The sequence below is a fragment of the Mumia sp. ZJ1417 genome (assembly GCF_014127285.1).
Taxonomy (GTDB): Bacteria; Actinomycetota; Actinomycetes; order Propionibacteriales; family Nocardioidaceae; genus Mumia.
In genome coordinates this window covers 2,653,202-2,669,952 of record NZ_CP059901.1, presented here as the reverse complement: position 1 = coordinate 2,669,952, position 16,751 = coordinate 2,653,202, and the positions used below count along the sequence as shown (strand labels likewise).

13 protein-coding genes and 1 pseudogene are annotated in these 16,751 nt (G+C 70.9%); 9 read left to right on the top strand and 5 right to left on the bottom strand.

Going from position 1 to position 16,751, the window contains the following annotated elements:
* The first annotated feature begins 13 nt into the window (after positions 1–13).
* On the top strand, positions 14–3,571 hold the full coding sequence (smc, locus tag H4N58_RS12990) for a chromosome segregation protein SMC (RefSeq protein ID WP_167003695.1): 3,558 nt from the start codon (positions 14–16) through the stop codon (positions 3,569–3,571).
* Between the two features lie 152 nt (positions 3,572–3,723).
* Positions 3,724–4,050, top strand: a pseudogene (locus H4N58_RS20685) (acyl-CoA thioesterase); the annotation flags it as partial.
* A gap of 172 nt (positions 4,051–4,222) precedes the next feature.
* On the opposite strand, the gene H4N58_RS12980 reads toward H4N58_RS20685, so the two are convergent.
* Genes H4N58_RS12980 through H4N58_RS12970 form a run of 3 tightly spaced genes read right to left on the bottom strand, consistent with a single transcriptional unit; the run spans position 4,223 to position 7,364 of the window.
* Positions 4,223–4,747 (bottom strand): GNAT family N-acetyltransferase, encoded by a 525-nt coding sequence (locus H4N58_RS12980; RefSeq protein WP_167250365.1) that lies wholly within the window; start codon positions 4,745–4,747, stop codon positions 4,223–4,225.
* Between the two features lie 27 nt (positions 4,748–4,774).
* A complete protein-coding gene (locus H4N58_RS12975; RefSeq protein WP_167250367.1) occupies positions 4,775–6,799 on the bottom strand; it encodes a beta-propeller domain-containing protein in 2,025 nt (674 codons plus the stop codon).
* Entirely contained in the window at positions 6,792–7,364 is a 573-nt protein-coding gene (locus tag H4N58_RS12970) for an RNA polymerase sigma factor (protein ID WP_208322361.1), read from the bottom strand. The genes H4N58_RS12975 and H4N58_RS12970 overlap by 8 nt, the downstream gene beginning before the upstream one ends.
* Before the next feature lie 132 nt (positions 7,365–7,496).
* Here H4N58_RS12970 and H4N58_RS12965 point away from each other — a divergent pair, with 132 nt between their 5' ends.
* On the top strand, positions 7,497–7,943 hold the full coding sequence (locus tag H4N58_RS12965; RefSeq protein WP_167003690.1) for an aromatic ring-opening dioxygenase LigA: 447 nt from the start codon (positions 7,497–7,499) through the stop codon (positions 7,941–7,943).
* A 62-nt stretch (positions 7,944–8,005) separates the two neighbouring features.
* Positions 8,006–8,290: a hypothetical protein gene (locus H4N58_RS12960; RefSeq protein WP_167003688.1), complete on the top strand. Its 285-nt coding sequence runs from the start codon at positions 8,006–8,008 to the stop codon at positions 8,288–8,290.
* Here H4N58_RS12960 and H4N58_RS12955 read toward each other — a convergent pair.
* Positions 8,241–9,137 (bottom strand): M56 family metallopeptidase, encoded by an 897-nt coding sequence (locus H4N58_RS12955; protein ID WP_167003686.1) that lies wholly within the window; start codon positions 9,135–9,137, stop codon positions 8,241–8,243. The two genes, H4N58_RS12960 and H4N58_RS12955, sit on opposite strands and share 50 nt — an antisense overlap.
* Complete coding sequence (locus tag H4N58_RS12950) at positions 9,134–9,559, bottom strand: BlaI/MecI/CopY family transcriptional regulator (RefSeq protein WP_167250371.1); 426 nt, start codon at positions 9,557–9,559, stop codon at positions 9,134–9,136. Before H4N58_RS12950 ends, H4N58_RS12955 begins: the two co-directional genes overlap by 4 nt.
* A gap of 178 nt (positions 9,560–9,737) precedes the next feature.
* Between H4N58_RS12950 and H4N58_RS12945 the strand changes: the two genes are divergently transcribed.
* From H4N58_RS12945 to ftsY, 5 genes are read left to right on the top strand one after another with little or no spacing between them, the layout of a single operon-like run.
* Positions 9,738–11,150 carry a cytochrome ubiquinol oxidase subunit I gene (locus tag H4N58_RS12945; protein WP_167250373.1) on the top strand — a complete coding sequence of 471 codons (1,413 nt, stop codon included), beginning with the start codon at positions 9,738–9,740 and terminating at the stop codon, positions 11,148–11,150.
* A 15-nt stretch (positions 11,151–11,165) separates the two neighbouring features.
* Entirely contained in the window at positions 11,166–12,188 is a 1,023-nt protein-coding gene (cydB, locus tag H4N58_RS12940) for a cytochrome d ubiquinol oxidase subunit II (RefSeq protein ID WP_167250375.1), read from the top strand.
* The gene (cydD, locus tag H4N58_RS12935; RefSeq protein WP_167250377.1) at positions 12,185–13,885 is read left to right on the top strand and encodes a thiol reductant ABC exporter subunit CydD; all 1,701 of its coding nucleotides are present in this window, start codon (positions 12,185–12,187) and stop codon (positions 13,883–13,885) included. The genes cydB and cydD overlap by 4 nt, the downstream gene beginning before the upstream one ends.
* Entirely contained in the window at positions 13,882–15,510 is a 1,629-nt protein-coding gene (cydC, locus tag H4N58_RS12930) for a thiol reductant ABC exporter subunit CydC (protein ID WP_167250379.1), read from the top strand. Before cydD ends, cydC begins: the two co-directional genes overlap by 4 nt.
* On the top strand, positions 15,503–16,717 hold the full coding sequence (ftsY, locus tag H4N58_RS12925) for a signal recognition particle-docking protein FtsY (protein WP_243845085.1): 1,215 nt from the start codon (positions 15,503–15,505) through the stop codon (positions 16,715–16,717). Before cydC ends, ftsY begins: the two co-directional genes overlap by 8 nt.
* Positions 16,718–16,751 lie beyond the last annotated feature (34 nt).

Below are 16,751 nucleotides of genomic sequence, written 5' to 3'. Positions count from 1 at the left end.
GAAGGAGCATGGCTTGCATCTCAAGAGCCTGACGCTGCGTGGGTTCAAGTCCTTCGCGTCCGCCACCCACCTCCAGCTCGAGCCCGGCATCACCTGTGTCGTCGGACCCAACGGCTCGGGCAAGTCCAACGTCGTCGACGCCCTTGCATGGGTGATGGGCGAGCAGGGAGCCAAGTCCCTGCGCGGCGGCAAGATGGAGGACGTCATCTTCGCCGGCACCTCCGCCCGAGCCCCGCTCGGGCGTGCCGAGGTGGTCCTCACCATCGACAACGGCGACGGCGCTCTGCCGATCGACTACGCCGAGGTGACGATCTCGCGGACCATGTTCCGCAACGGCGGTTCCGACTACGCGATCAACGGCAACCCGTGCCGCCTCCTCGACGTCCAAGAGCTCCTGAGCGACTCGGGCATCGGCCGCGAGATGCACGTCATCGTCGGCCAGGGCCAGCTCGACTCCGTCCTGCGCGCGTCGCCGGAGGAGCGCCGCGGCTTCGTCGAGGAGGCCGCCGGCGTCCTCAAGCACCGTAAGCGCAAAGAGAAGGCGCTCCGCAAGCTCGACGCGACCGAGGGCAACCTCACGCGCCTCCAGGACCTCCTCGCCGAGATCCGACGCCAGCTCAAGCCGCTCGGCCGCCAGGCGGAGGTCGCCCGCAGGGCCGCCGTCGTCCAGGCCGACGTCCGTGACGCGCGTGCCCGTCTGCTTGCCGACGACGTCCTTCGAGCGCGTGATCAGCTGCAGTCCGAGCTCGCCGACGAGGAGGCGCTGCGGCTCAAGAGGACCGCCGTCGAGGGCTCCGTCGCCCAGATGCGGACCGAGGAGGCGGCGCTCGAGGACGCGCTGCGCGAGGATGCGCCGCGGATGCAGGCGGCGCAGGACACGTGGTACGGGCTCAACAACCTGCGCGATCGCCTCCAGGGCACGGCGAGCCTGGCCGCCGAGCGGGTGCGCAACGCCGCGGCGATGCCGGCCGACGAACGGCGCGGGCGTGACCCGGAGGAGCTCGAGGAGGAGGCCGGCCGCTTCGAGGCCCAGGAGAAGGCCATCTCCGAGGAGGTCGGCGCCGCCGAGAAGGGGCTCGAGGACGCCATCACCGTACGCAAGGCGGCCGAGGCGGCGTACCAGGCTGAGGAGCGGCGCATCGCCGACCTCGTCCGCGCCGCGTCCGACCGCCGCGAGGGGCTGGCGCGCCTCACGGGGCAGGTCAACACCCTCCGTACGCGGGTGCTCGCCGCCGAGGAGGAGATCGGCCGGCTGGAGGAGAGCCGCGACCTCGCCGAGAAGCGTGCCGAGCGCGCTCAGCACGAGTTCACCGTCGCCGAGACCCAGGTCGCCGGGCTCGACTCCGGAGAGACCGGGCTCACCGCCGAGATTGACGGCGCTGAGGCCGCGCTCGCCGACGCCTCCGACCGCCTCGCCAAGACCACCGACGCGGTTCACGTCGCCGACCGGGAGCGCGCCGGGCTCGAGGCCCGAAAAGAGGCTCTCGAGATGGGCCTGTCGCGCAAGGACGGCGCGGGGGCGGTGCTCGGTGCGTCCGAGCGCCTCGGTGGCGTGCTCGGCTCGGTCGCCGCCGTCGTCACCGTCCAGGCCGGGTACGAGGCTGCGGTCGCCGCGGCGCTCGGACCGGCCGCCGACGCAGTGGCCGTCGACTCCTTGGTCACCGCGCTGTCCGCGGTGGAGTCGCTCAAGGCGACGGAGGACGGTCGCGCCGGGCTGGTCGTCGGATCCGCGCCTGCGACCGACCGCGCCGGCTGGCCGGCGCTGCCCGACGCGGCCACGTACGCGCTCGACGTGGTGGAGGCGCCGCACGGCGTGCTCGCCTCGCTCGGCCGCCTCCTCGACCGGGTCGTGGTCGTCGACGACCTGGCGACGGCCCGCGACGTCGTCGACCGAGAGCCGACCGTCACCGCGGTGACTCGCGAGGGTGACGTGGTCGGCAGCCACTACGTGGCCGGCGGTTCACAGGACATCCCGAGCCTGATCGAGGTGCAAGCCGCGGTCGACCAGGCGGCCGAAGGCCTCCGTGACGTCGCTGGGCGCCGTACGGAGCTGGACGCCGAGGTCGTCCGTCTGAAGGGCCAGCGCGACGAGGCTAAGCAGCGCCTCGACGTGGCCATGGCCAAGCGGCGCGAGTCCGAGGCCAAGGCCAACGCCCTCACCGAGAAGCTCGCCCAGCTCGGCTCGACCGTGAAGGCGGCCCGCGACGAGGCCACCCGCCTCGCGGCCGCGATCACGAACGCTCAGAAGGCCCGCGACGACGCGTCCTCCGGGCTGGAGGCGCTCGAGCAGCGGCTGACCGAAGCCGAGAACGCGCCGGAGGACGAGCCGGACACGGAGCCGCGCGAACAGCTCGCGGAGACGGCCAAGCAGCGCCGCGCGGCCGAGACCGAGGCTCGCCTGGCCCTACGCACGAGCGAGGAGCGTGCCCGCGCGATCTCCGGCCGTGCCGCAGGTCTGCGTCGTCGTGCCGCCGAGGAGCGTGCCGCGCGCGAGCGTGACCGCGTCCGTCGTGAGCGGATGCGCCGCGAAGGTGTCGCCGCGCGTGCGGTGGGCGAGGCGACGCAGGTCGTCCTGGAGCACCTCGCGGTGTCGCTGGCCGCCGCCAAGACGGCGCGCGACGCGATCACGGCGGCGCGCGCGGAGCGTGAGCAGAAGCTCGCCGACGTACGGCGCCGCCTGCGTGACCTGTCCGTCGAGCTCGCGCGTCTCACCGACTCGGTGCACCGCGACGAGGTCGCCCGCGCCGAGCAGCGCCTGCGGATCGAGGCGCTCGAGACGCGAGCGCTCGAGGAGATCGGGATCGAGCCGGACTCGCTCGTCACGGAGTACGGTCCCGAGGCCCTCGTCCCCGTGCCACGTCCCGTCGACGCTGCCGAGGACGATCCCGACCCCGAGCCCGTCCCGTACGTCCGTGCCGAGCAGGAGAAGCGGCTGCGTGCCGCCGAGAAGTCGCTCGCGCTGCTCGGCAAGGTCAACCCGCTCGCGCTTGAGGAGTTCTCGGCGCTGGAGGAGCGGCACAAGTTCCTGTCCGAGCAGCTGGAGGACCTGCGCAAGACCCGCAAGGACCTCCTCGAGATCGTCACCGAGGTCGACCGGCGCGTCGAGCAGGTGTTCACGAGTGCCTGGGAGGACGTGAGCAGGGAGTTCGAGGGCGTCTTCTCGCGGCTGTTCCCCGGAGGCGAGGGCCGTTTGATCCTCACCGACCCGTCGTCGATGCTCACCACTGGCATCGAGGTCGAGGCCCGGCCGCCGGGCAAGAAGGTCAAGCGGTTGTCGCTGCTGTCCGGTGGAGAGCGGTCGCTGGTCGCCGTGGCGTTCTTGGTGGCGTTGTTCAAGGCGCGGCCGAGCCCGTTCTACATCCTCGACGAGGTCGAGGCGGCGCTCGACGACACCAACCTCGGGCGCCTGCTGGAGATCTACGAGGAGCTGCGCGAGAACAGCCAGCTCATCGTGATCACGCACCAGAAGCGCACGATGGAGGTCGCTGACGCGCTGTACGGGGTCTCGATGCGCGGCGACGGGGTGTCCGCGGTGATCAGCCAGCGGATGCGCGAGGCCGAGCCGGCGTAGGTCTCGACAGGCTCGACCAGCGGGGTGTTCGTGGGTTGAGCTTGTCGTGGTCTCGACAGGCTCGACCGGCGGGGGAGTTCGTTGGTTGAGCTTGTCGAAACCTGGCGGCGGGGTGTGCGCTTGTCGTAGCCTCGCCCGGTATCGTCCGGCGCGTGACTGTCCTCCCCACGCGTGACGATTTCCCGGTGCTGCGCCGCCTCACGACGCGGTGGTCCGACGAGGACGTGTACGGCCACGTGAACAACGTGACCTACTACTCCTACTTCGACACCGCGGTGAACGGTTACCTCATCGACGCCACCGGCACCGACATCCGCCGCCTCGACGCGATCGGGCTCGTCGTCGAGACCGGCTGCCAGTTCAAGCGCGAGCTCGGCTTCCCCGAGGACGTCGAGGTCGGGCTGGCGGTCACGAGGCTGGGCAGCTCCTCGATCGTGTACGAGATCGGGCTGTTCCAGGGGGAGTCGCCCGAGCCGGCCGCGATCGGCCGTTTCGTCCACGTCTACGTCACCCGCGAGGACCGCACGGTCACCCCGGTCCGGAGGCGATCCGCGACGCGGTCACCCCTCTCGTACGGGGCTGAGCGGGGCGCAGGCGGCTGCCGACGAAGGCGCTGCCGAGAGCGCGGTCGACCGGGGAGACACCGCGCACCTAGGCCTGAGGCCGTGCGGGCCGTTCGTACACGAGCTCGAGCCCGTCCTCCTTGTCCCACTGCTCGCCCACGTGGACGAATCCGAACGGCAGCGCGAGGTCACGCGACGGCGTGTTGTCCGGGGCGATCGTCACCCGGACGACCGCCACTGTCGGGTCAGCGTCGGCGCGGGCGATCAGTGCGGTGAGGGCCGCACGGGCAAAGCCACGGCGCCGGTACGAAGGGTCGACCTCGTACCCGATCTCCACCATGCCGTCGGTGTCGGGAGGCCCGTGGAATCCTGCCCTCCCGACCGCGACGTCGGCGTCCTCGTCCCAGATCACGCCGGTGACCCACTCCGCGCTGGCGGGGTCGTCGACGACCTGGCGTGCGCGCATCCGCCAGACGGCGCGGAACGTCTCGCTGACGAACGGCTCGGTCAGCGGCACGGGTGAGGTGGCGTTGGCGGCGTCGAGGTCGCCGTCGGCCAGCGCGCTGATCGTTTCGGGCGCGAGGTGGACGATGCAGGCGCGGGGGAGAGGCACCGGCAGAGCGTACGTGCGTCCGGCGCCTCAGTCGAACGAGATCCGCCCCTCCCGCGTGAGGTCGTCGACCGCGTTGAGCTGCAGACCACCGTCGGAGAGCGTCCAGACCGTGTCGCCGATGACGAGCGCGCGGCGGATGCCGCCGTCGTATGGGTTCGCCCCCTCCTGGTGCGAGAGCGTGCCGAGCTCTCGCAGGGAGTCGCCGTCCACGCGCACGGCGAGGATCTCCGTGCGTCCGTCGCCGGTCCAGTCACGCAGCGGGACGAAGGCCGTCCGCGTGGCCTCCCACCAGAGGAACGCATGCGGATCGGCGACGTCGGAGGAGTCCTTGTGCCTGTGGAGCAGCCGGCTCAGCAGCGCGGGTCGCGTCGGCTCGGCGACGTCGAACAACGAGACCTGGGCGCCGGTGGTGCGGCCTCGTCGGGTCGCGTCCATGCCGACCCCGAGCAGGCGGCCGTCGCCGACGACGTGGAGATAGTCGGAGTAGCCGGTGATCTTGAGCTCGCCGGAGGCGACCGGCCGGGCGGGGTCGCTGAGGTCGACGACGTAGAGCGGGTCGATCTGACGGAACGTCACGAGGTAGGCGTACGGGCCCACGAACCGCACGCCGTACACGTCCTCACCCTTGCCGAGCCCGCCGACGCTGCCGCGGGCGGCGAGCGTGTCGGCGTCGAGGGCGGACACCGACGTCGCCCGCGACCGCTCGGAGCTGCCGCTGGTCGTGACCACCCGCAACGTGCCGTCGTACTCCGACAGCGAGTACGAGTCGAGCACCTGCCCGGCGACCTTGCCGGACCCGAGATAGAGCGGCTTGCCGGACCGCGCGAGGTCGAAGCGGTGGACCTCGGTGCTGCCGGCGGCCGGAGCCGTGTCGGAGCTCGTGAGATAGAGGCTCGTGGGACTCGCGTACGCCGTGGCGCCGTCGGCGGTGAGCGTGACGGGGGAGAGGCCGCCGAAGGAGTCTGCGCCGAGGTCGACCGTGTAGACGGTGACCAGGCTCGCACCCGTGTAGTCGGGGGGCCGGACGACGCTGGTGCACGGCACGGTCGTCGTGGTCGACTCACCGCCCGTGGTCACCTCGTACGAGGGCAGCCAGGCATCGAGCGGCGCCTTCGCGAGCACGTCGCGGCGGGTCGCATCGCTCTGCTCGCTCTGTCGGAGCGTCGGGAGGGTGATGTCGGCCGCGCTGCGTACCACGAGACGCACGCGCCCGTCGACGAGGCGGGCGTCGACCAGGCCGCCGTCGGGGCGCAGCATCGACAGCACGCGAGGCGCCTTGCCGGAGAGGTCGACAAGGACGAACAGGCTGCTCGGCGGGCCTGGAGCGGCGAACCTGCTCTCGACCGCCGGGCCCAAGGCGACCGAGCCGGACGCGCCCAAGGTGACGAGCGCGCGGTCGCCGTCCACGAGGAGCGAGGCCGACTCCGCACCTGCATAGGCTGTGAGGTTGAGCGTGCCGACGACCGTACGGGACTCCACGTCGGTGATGCGCAGGACGCCGCCGGTGATCGAGACGAGGCGCGCGCCGTCGGTCTTGACGACGTCGGGCTCGTCGACGCCGACCTCCTGGTTGTTGGTGGTCGAGTGCGCGGGTGTGCCCTTGGCGCTGGCCCCGAGGTCTCCGGACGTCTTCTCCAGTGCGGCTACCGGCATTACGTAGAGCGAGAACGGGTCGTACGCGTCGACGTTCTTCACCGCGTGCGCGCGCAGGTCGGCGAGCAGGGCGTCGCAGCTGTCGCTGGCCGACAGCGTGTGCGCGACAGGGCGGGCGCCGGCGAACGCGACATCGCCACCTGGGCTGCGCGGTGGCGGAGCGTCCACGCCTCCCGGAAGCGAGACAGCGACGGTGGCGACGGCCGCCACCGCGACGGCGGCGAGGCCGAATCGCAGCCGGTGTGCGCGAGGTGCGTGGCCCCTCGAAGCGGAGACAGCGGTGGCTGCGCGGACACGAGCGAGCAGGCGTTCACCTGCACCGGACTCCGCCCACCCGTCGTCAGCGGGAGTCGGGGGACGCAGCGCGCGGAGCCTGCGGTCGAGGTCGTCGTCAGTCATGGGTCGCTCCCGCCCGTGTGCTCGGGTCGGTCCGGCGCTCGGCCTGATCCGACGCGTCGAGCCGCTCGGCGAGCCGACGCCGGGCACGATGGAGGCGTACGCGGTAGGTCGCCCGCGAGCACCCGAGCGCCCGTGACGCCTCATCGGCGTCAAGGTCGTACCAGGCGCTGAGCGAGAGGACCTCCTGGTCCGCGGGGGAGAGCGCGCTGAATGCGCGGGCGAGGCGGTCGGTAGTGCCCATGTCGTCGCCCGACGCGCCTGCGGACACCGCGGCCTCGACGGCGATCCGCTCGGTCAGCCGATCACGCCGCCGAGACGAGCGGCGATGGTTGGCGAGCACCCGTCGCGCGGTCCCGAACAACCACCCGAGCGCGGGCTCCGGGACGACATCGGCCTTCTTGAAGGCGATCACGAACACCTCCTGCATCACGTCCTGCGCCGTCTCCGGGTCGGTCCGGTGCATCAGGTACGCGAGCACACGGTCGGCGTACGCGTGGAACCACGCCTCGAGCATGTCGTGCCGCTCGACGTCGTCCACGGGCGCCTCCTCCGGTCGGCCGGTCATGAAGTGAGTGTCCGGATCGTCGTGGAGAGTTACAGACGGCGTCAAGGTTTCGCATGTCCCTGTTGCGTGCGTCATCCGGGCCCGATATGCAGGGGGTCACGCTCGCATCGCCGTTCCGCCGAAAGGATCACCATGCGCAAGACCGCTTCCATCGCCTCGATCGTGCTGGGCGCCATCATGATCGTCGCGGCGATCGTCACCTGGGTGATGGTCTCCACCACCCTGTCCGACCAGAAGATCACGGTCGCCGATGACGCCGACTGCGCGGCGGGAGACCCCGTACGAGGGCCGATCAGCGCCTACTGTCAGGCCAAGGTCATCGACAAGCACACGCTCGAGTCGACCGACGGGAAGACGTACGCTGAGCTCGACCAGGAGGACCCGCTGCGGGAGACGGCGATGACGTCGGCGTTCTTGCAGGCGTCGCTGTTCACCTCCGTCGTCGCCTTCGGCGTCGCGGCGATGGCGGCCGCGATGGGAGTGATCTTCATCCTCATCGGGCTCGGGATCCGCGACGTGAGCAGCCGTGCGGACCCGCGGGCAGGTGGTCCCGTGCCCGATGGATCCACGCGGGAGTGACCAAGGTCATCGCGCCTGGATCGGCCTCTAGACGATCTGTGTGAGAGCCTGATGCAGTCCGTTTGAGACCGATCCCGGGGGGTCTGCGCTACATGTCGTCGGCAGTCGTCATCGTGCCCGTCATGCTGCTCATCGTCATCGCCGCCGTGTTGTTGGCGGCGGTGCTCGCCTATCCGTACCGGGGGCGGGTGGTGCCTGCGCGGGTGCCGGGATCGGCGGCGCTCGACCGGATGCTCACGGCGATCGCGGAGTGGGCGCAGATCGGTCACCACCCCGACGCCGGCCACGAGGGCGACGTCAGCTCAACGTTGCCCAGGCTGAGCTCATCCACGGCACCGCGAGACTGACCGTCGGTCCGACGACGACGACCGCGGCCATCACGTAGCAGGCGACCGCCTCTCGGCGGCCCGGCCGCTCCTCCTCCAGCCGCTCGATGCGACGGACGAGGGTGGTCGTGGCGCCGAGGGCCCCGGCAGGTGCCGGCCGCGTGCCGATCTTGACCAGCGCGCGCGCCAAGGGAGTGGTGCCGCTCGCGCGTCGCGCATGGTCGTCGGCCAGCAGCTCCACGAGGACCCGGGTCGAGGCCAGCGCGGCCTCGCTGCGCAGGACGCGCGGGAACGCGCGGTGCAGCGCGGTGAAGGCGTCGAGCACGAGGTCGTGACGTGCGCGCAGGTGCGCGCGCTCGTGGGCGAGCACCGCGTCGAGCTCGGACGGATCCAGCGAGGCGACGGTGCCGCGCGAGAGGACCACGCGGGCGTCCATGCCCGGGAGGCAGTAGGCGAAGGGCTCGCTGGTGTCGAGGATGCGCACGGAGCGTCGTGACGCGTCACGGCTCGCGACGAGGTCCACCAGGGTCCGGTGGCGCCGTCGTACGGCACGCACCTCGAGGGTGACCGACACCATCGACCAGGCCGTACGGAACACCACGACCAGCGTGAGTGCGAGGAATGCGACGTGCAGCGCGACCCGCCAGGCACCCGGCTCGGGGTTCGGGGCGCCTTCGTGCACGACCAGCCACAACGACGCCGACAGGCCGGCGCCGACGACGGCGAGGATCGCGGCGAGCGCCAGGGCCTGCCAGAGGACGACGGCGGCACGCGGGGCGCGATAGGGCCACTCCATCCGCGCCAGGACGGCGGGCACGGGCTGGGCGAGCGCGAGCCCGATCAGGCCCAGCAGGAGCGGGGTGGTCATGGGGTCTCGACAGGCTCGACCGGCGGGACAGGCTCGACCGGCGGAGGCTCGACCGGCGGGTTCTTCGCCTCGATGCGGGCGAGCGCGGCGCGCAGCGCCTGGGCGTCGTCGTCGCTGGCCGTCTCGGCGAAGTAGACGAGCGCTGCCGTACGGTCTTCGCCGGCCGACGCGAGCACCTCGTGCATGAGCGTCACGGTGAGCTCGTCACGGCCGACCTGCGGTGCGTACGTGAAGGCGCGGCCCTCGCGGCGGCGTGCGACGACCTGCTTGCGGGCGAGCCGGTCGAGGACCGTGGTGACCGTCGTGTAGGCGAGGTCGCGGCTGGGGGTCAGGAGATCGAGGACCTCACGTCCGGTCAGCGGGTCGTCCGCGTCCCAGAGGAGGTCCATCACCTCGCGCTCGAGCTCGCCAAGTCGTGCCACGAGATGAGTGTACGGGCTGCTACGACACCGTGTCGTACCCCACGTACTGATCTACGACGCAGCGTAGTAGGTTTTTCCTACAGCGTGTCGTCATCGACCTCGCGGGACTGGATCTTCTGGGTCGCCGGGCCGGGCCGCTGGTACTAGCGTGACCTGAAGTTCGAGCCATGGGAGAGACATGGAAGCCCTCGAGTTGGCGCGGTGGCAGTTCGGCATCACGACCGTCTACCACTTCTTCTTCGTCCCGATCACGATCGGGCTCTCGTTCCTCGTCGCAGGCCTGGAGCTGGCCTGGGTCAGGACGCGCAACGAGAAATGGCTGAGACTCACGAAGTTCTTCGGGAAGGTGTTCCTGATCAACTTCGCGATGGGGATCGTCACCGGCCTCGTGCAGGAGTTCCAGTTCGGCATGAACTGGTCCGACTACTCACGTTTCGTCGGTGACATCTTCGGTGCGCCGCTCGCGGTCGAGGGCCTGCTGGCCTTCTTCCTCGAGTCGACCTTCCTTGGCCTCTGGATTTTCGGATGGGACAAGCTCTCACCCGCGGTGCACAACGCCTGCATGTGGATCGCGGCGATCGGCACCGCTCTCTCTGCGTACTTCATCCTCGCGGCGAACTCCTTCATGCAGAACCCGGTGGGCTACACGTTCAACGCCGAGCGCGGACGTGCGGAACTGGAGAGCTTCACCGAGGTCCTGACCAACAAGGTCGTCCTCATCACGCTGCCGCACACGCTGTTCGGCGCCTTCATGGTGGCCGGCGGCCTCATGGCCGCGGTCTCGATGTGGTGGCTGATCCGACGCAAGCCCGTCGATGCGGACGCGTTCCGCTCCACCCTTCGTCTGGGCGCCGTGACCCTGCTCGTCGCCGGGCTCGGCACCGTCGTCACCGGCGACATCCAGGGCAAGGTCATGACCGAGGTCCAGCCGATGAAGATGGCCGCGGCCGAGGCGCTGTACGAGACCAAGCAACCAGCGCCGTTCTCGATCCTCACGGTCGGCTCGCTCGACGGTGACAAGCCCTTCTACCAGCTCGAGGTCCCGCACCTCCTGTCGTACCTCGCCACCGGCACGTGGAACGGTGAGGTCCAGGGGATCAACAACCTGCAGGCGGAGTACGAGGAGACGTACGGGCCCGGCAACTACAAGCCGTACATCCCCGTCACGTACTGGTCGTTCCGGCTGATGATCACCTGTGGCGCGCTCGCGATGGCGATCGGCGCCTGGATGCTCTGGGTCACGCGCAAGGGCCGCGTCCCCCGCAGCGACCGGCGATGGCCGATCTGGCTCGCCGTCGCGGCGACGCTGCTCCCGCTGTTCGCGAACTCCTTCGGCTGGATCTTCACCGAGATGGGTCGTCAGCCCTGGATCGTGTTCGGGTTGATGCGGACCGAGGCCGGTGTCTCGCCGAACGTCGGGGCCGGCACCGTGCTCACGTCCCTGATCGTCTTCACCCTGCTGTACGGAGCGTTGGCGGTCGTCGAGGTCAAGCTGCTGCTGTCGGCGATCAAAAAGGGGCTGCCCGACGTCGATCCCGACAACGAGACCGGCAAGCAGCCCGACGACAAGCCGATGGCGTTCGCCTACTAGGAAGGGAGAGGAATCATGGAGCTCACCACCGTTTGGTTCTGCGTCGTCGCGTTCCTCTTCGTCGGGTACTTCGTACTCGAGGGATTCGACTTCGGCGTCGGCATGCTGCTGCCCTTCCTGGGCCGCGACGACCGCGAACGCCGCACGATGATCAACACGATCAGCCCGCTCTGGGACGGCAACGAGGTCTGGTTGATCGTCGCCGGCGCCAGCATCTTCGCCGCGTTCCCGGAGTGGTACGCGACGTTGTTCAGCGGGTTCTACCTCCCGCTGCTTCTGATCCTGGTCGCGCTGATCGTGCGTGGCGTGGCGTTCGAGTACCGCCACCAGCGCGACGACGCGGCCTGGAAGCAGCGCTGGGACGCCGCGATCATTTTCGGCTCATTCGTCCCCGCCCTGCTGTGGGGAGTGGCGTTCGGCAACATCGTGCGTGGCGTGGAGATCGACGCCGACAAGAACTACGTCGGCACTTTCTTCGACCTGCTCAACCCGTACGCACTGCTGGCCGGGGCGGTCACGCTGACCCTGTTCCTGACCCACGGAGCGAACTTCCTCGCGCTCAAGACACGCGGCATCATCCACGAGCGGGCGCGCGACGCCTCGCTCAAGGTCGGTCTGGTCGCCGCGGTGCTCGCGGTCGGTTTCCTGCTGTGGACGTGCCTCGACCACGACGACGTCTGGGTGTGGGCGCTGTCTGGCCTCGCCGCGCTCGCCTTCGTCGGTGGGCTCGTCGCTGCCTGGGCTCGTCGCGACGGCTGGGCGTTCGTCGGCACGATGGCCGCGATCGGTCTCGCTGTCACCGCCCTGTTCGTGGCGCTGTTCCCCGACGTGATGCCCTCGACGCTCGATCCGGCGTACAGCCTCACGACCGAGAACGCGGCCTCGACCGACAAGACGCTCGAGATCATGAGCTGGGTCGCCGTGATCTTCCTGCCGATCGTCATCGGATACCAGGCCTGGAGCTACTGGGTGTTCCGCAAGCGGATCAGCGTGGAGTCCATCGCGGCGGACGTGCCGGTGGAGCACACGCCGGCATGAGCAGTACGGCCGTACAAGCTGGGTCGACCCGCCCGCTGGACCCACGTCTGGTGCGTCGCTCGCGTGCGGTGCGGTCGTACCTGGTCACCAGCGTCGCCCTCGCGACCGTCATGGCCGCCCTGGTGGTCGCCCAGTCCTGGTTGATCGCGCGGATCGTGTCGGACGGGTTCGAGGGCTCAGGCCCCGTCCCCGCCGTCACGGCCGCGGTGGTCGCCCTCGCGGTGGCCGTGCTGGCGCGGGCGGGGCTCGGGTGGATCCACGAGGTGGTCTCCGCCCGCGCTGCCGTCCGGGTGAAGACGCAGCTGCGTGACGAGGTGGTCGCGAGCCTGCTCGACGGCGCGCCTCGGCGGGGGCCACGCCCGGAGTCGAGCCATGTCGTGACCCTGCTCGGGCCGGGACTCGACAAGCTCGACACCTACTTCGCCCGCTATCTGCCGGCACTCGCACTGGCGCTGACCGTGCCGGCGGTCGTGATCGTCGCGGCTTTCGTGGCCGACCCGCTGTCGGGCGTCACGATCGCGGTGACCCTGCCGCTGACCGTCCTGTTCATGGTGCTCGTCGGCTACATGACGCGCGACCGTACGGAGCGGAGGTGGCGCGCGATGGTCCGGCTCGGCCACCACTTCTCGGACGTCCTCGACGGACTGGTCGTGCTCAAGGTGTTCGGCCGCTCGCGCAACCAGACCAAGGGCATCGCCGAGGTGGGGGAGCGCAACCGTGAGGAGACGATGGGGGCGCTGCGGCTGGCGTTCCTGTCGTCTTTCGTCCTCGAGCTGGTGGCGACGATCTCGGTGGCGCTGGTCGCCGTCTCGATCGGGCTGCGGATCGTCGAGGGCCACATGTCCCTGATGACGGGCCTGTTCGTGCTCGTGCTCGCCCCGGACGCGTATTTGCCCTTGCGGCAGGTCGGCTCGCACTTCCACGACTCCGCCGAGGGACAGTCGGTCGCTGACGACGTGTACGAGATCCTCGACGGTGAGGCTGGTGGTCGAGCACCCACGTATCGAGACCACCCTGCCCCCGACCTCACCGGCGCCACGATCGCCGTCGACGGCGTGACCGTCTCGTACGAGGGACGCAGCATCCCCGCGCTTCCTCCGACGACGCTGACCATCGAGCCGGGTCGGGTCACCGCCCTGACCGGCCCGTCGGGCTGCGGCAAGAGCACGCTCGTCGACGTGCTCATGGGGTTCGTCGCGCCCACCGCCGGCCGCGTCACCATCCGTGCCGCGGACGGGACGTCGTACGACCTGGCCGACCTCGACCTCGCTTCTTGGCGGACCCGCATCGCGTGGGTCCCCCAGGTGCCGGGGGTCCTCGAGGGCACGATCGCGGCGAACGTCCGCCTGGGCGCACCCGACGCGTCCGACGACGACGTGACCCGAGCGCTGCGCGACGCCGGCGCGCCCGACCTGCACCCCTGGCGCGAGGTCCACGAGGCCGGTGCCAACCTCTCCGCGGGTGAGCGGCGCAGGCTCGCCGTCGCACGTGCGCTGCTGCGCGTACGGCGTGGGGGAGCGGCCGTGATGCTCCTCGACGAACCGACGGCGGGTCTGGACGCGGCCACCGAGCGGGAGGTCCGGCGCAGCCTGCGCGACGCACGGGTCACCGTCGTGGTGGTCGCGCACCGCTCTGCGCTGGTCGCGGACGCCGACACCGTCATCGCCCTCACCGCACCGACGGGGGTGACCGCATGACGACCGCACGACGCCGTCTCGTCCTCGGAGGATTCTTCGGCCTGCTCGCCAGCCTGGCCTCGATCGGGCTGCTGCTCGTGTCGGCCTGGCTGATCTCGCGGGCGGCACAGCATCCTCCGGTTCTCTACCTCATGCTCGCGATCGTGGCGGTGCGCGCCTTCGGCGTCGCCCGTGCGGCGCTGCGCTACGTCGAGCGGCTGTTCACCCATGACGGGGCGCTGAGGATTGGGACGCAGATCCGGCTCGCGGTGTACGAGGGGCTCGAGCGCCTCTCGCCGTCGACGCTGGCAGCCGGACGGCGCGGCGAGCGCATCAGCCGCATCGTCTCCGACGTCGAGGCCCTCCAGGACCGGATCGTGCGCGTCGCGATCCCGCGGGTCGTCACTGCCCTGTCCGCAGCCGTGGTCGTCGGGCTCGTGCTCGCGGTGTTCCCGCTGGGCGGCGCGATCCTCGCGGCGGCGGTTCTCGTCGCGTGGTGCGGGGTTCTCGTGGCCGTACGCCTCGGCGGCGACCAGACCAACGCGGCCACCGCGGACCTCCGGGGTGCGCTCGCCGCCGAGGTCTCGCAGACCGTACGCTCCGCGCGCGACCTGGTCGCGTACGGCGCCGCGGACCAGGCACGCGACGAGGTCGCCCGTACAGGGGATCATCTCGCGTCCACCGAGCGCCGTACCGCCTTCCTCGACGGGCTCGGGGTTCTCCTCGTCCGGGTGTGCCTCGGTGCCGCGACCTGCGCGATCGCGTGGACCGGTGTCGCCGCGGCCGCCGACGGGGCCCTCTCGCCGGTGCTCCTCGCGGTGGTCGTCCTCGCCCCCGTGGCGCTGGCCGAGCCGCTGGAGGGCCTGAGCGGCATCGAGCAGCAGGACCTCCGCTCGGCCGCGTCGCGACGCCGGGTCGACGAGCTCGTCTCGGCTCCCGAGGACGTCGTGGATCCGGTCGACCCGGCTGCGGATCCCGTCGGCTTCGACCTGCACCTGCGTGACGTCGCGCTCGGCTGGGGCGACGCGCCGGACCTCGTACGGGGCCTCGACCTCGACCTGCCAGAGGGCGCCGTGGTTGCCGTCGCGGGTCCGAGCGGGTCCGGCAAGTCGACGCTCGCCGCGGTCCTGCTGCGCCTCGCCGCGCCGCGCGCCGGCACGATCACGCTCGGAGGCACGCCGATCGACACGCTCACCGGCGAGCAGGTCCGCCGGGTCGTCGCGACCCTGCGCCAGGACGAGCACGTCTTCGACACGACTATCCGCGAGAACTTGCGGATCGCCGATCCCGACGCCGACGACGCGACCTTGCGTGCGGCACTCGACGCGGCGGGGCTCGGGTTGTTCGTGGCCGGGCTGCCCGACGGGCTCGACACCGAGGTCGGCGAGAACGGCAACCGGCTGTCCGGCGGAGAGCGGCAGCGGCTCGGACTGGCCCGGCTCCTGCTCGGGGACCACCGTGTCCTCGTGCTTGACGAGCCGACCGAGCACCTCGACGCCGCGACCGCCGAGGCGTTGCTGCGCGACCTCGTCGCCCTCGCCCCGTACCGGTCGATCCTGCTGGTCAGCCATGACGAGCGAGCCCTCGCGGCCGCGTCGCACGTCGTACGCCTCGGAGCGGCGACTAGGATCGTTGACCGTGTCTGACACCACGCAGTACCTCTTCATCGGTTTGGTCATCGCTGTCCTCCTGATCGGCGGTATCGCCGCCTTCGTAGTCGGCTCCCGCGGCAAGGCCTTGCCGCCCGCCGACACGGTCGACCGGCGCCTCGACGACCTCCGCGAGCACCCCGAGCACGAGCCGGCGCCGACCGGCGACGGACTCGAGCCGTTGCTGCCCGAGCCGGGGGAGATCGACGAGTCGGACTCCGACAACGAGCCAGGCGCAGTCGCCACCGAGGGGGCACCGACCGCGCCGGAGCTCGAGCAGCCTGCGCCCACGGCCGGCCGTCTCGTCCGCCTGCGCGAGCGCCTGTCGCGCTCGCAGTCGTCGCTCGGTCGCGGTCTGCTCGCGCTCCTGGGTCGGGACCGGCTCGACGAGGACACCTGGGAGGAGATCGAGGACACCCTCCTCGCCGCCGACGTCGGCGTCGCTCCGACCCAGGAGCTCGTCGAACGGCTGCGGACCCGCATCAAGGTCGAGGGCGTCGCGGATCCCGAGCGGGCCAAGTCGATCCTCCGCGAGGAGCTCGTGGCGCTGGTCGACCCCTCGTACGATCGTGCGGTCGCCGCGAAGGGTGCCGACGGGACGCCGGGCGTCGTGCTCGTCGTCGGCGTCAACGGCACCGGCAAGACCACGACCGTCGGGCGCCTCGCGCGCGTGCTGGTCGCGGATGGCGACACGGTCCTGCTCGGCGCCGCCGACACGTTCCGCGCCGCGGCGGCCGACCAGCTCCAGACCTGGGGCGAGCGCGTGGGCGTGCCGACCGTCCGTGGCCCTGAGGGCGGCGACCCCGCGTCGATCGCGTTCGACGCGGTCAAGACCGGCAAGGAGGGCGGCTACGACACCGTCGTCGTCGACACTGCTGGTCGCCTGCACACCAAGACGGGCCTGATGGACGAGCTCGGCAAGGTCAAGCGCGTCATCGAGAAGCAGGCTCCGGTCACCGAGGTGCTGCTGGTCATCGATGCGACCACCGGCCAGAACGGTCTGACCCAGGCGCGCGTGTTCGCCGAGGTCGTGGACGTGACCGGCATCGTGCTGACCAAGCTCGACGGGACGGCCAAGGGCGGCATCGTGATCGCCGTCCAGCGCGAGCTCGGCGTCCCGGTCAAGCTCGTCGGGCTCGGAGAGGGCGCCGACGACCTTGCACCGTTCGAGCCCGAGGAGTTCGTGGACGCCCTCCTCTCCTAACCTCCCGGGTCGGTTTCTGCCCCCGCCGGGTCAG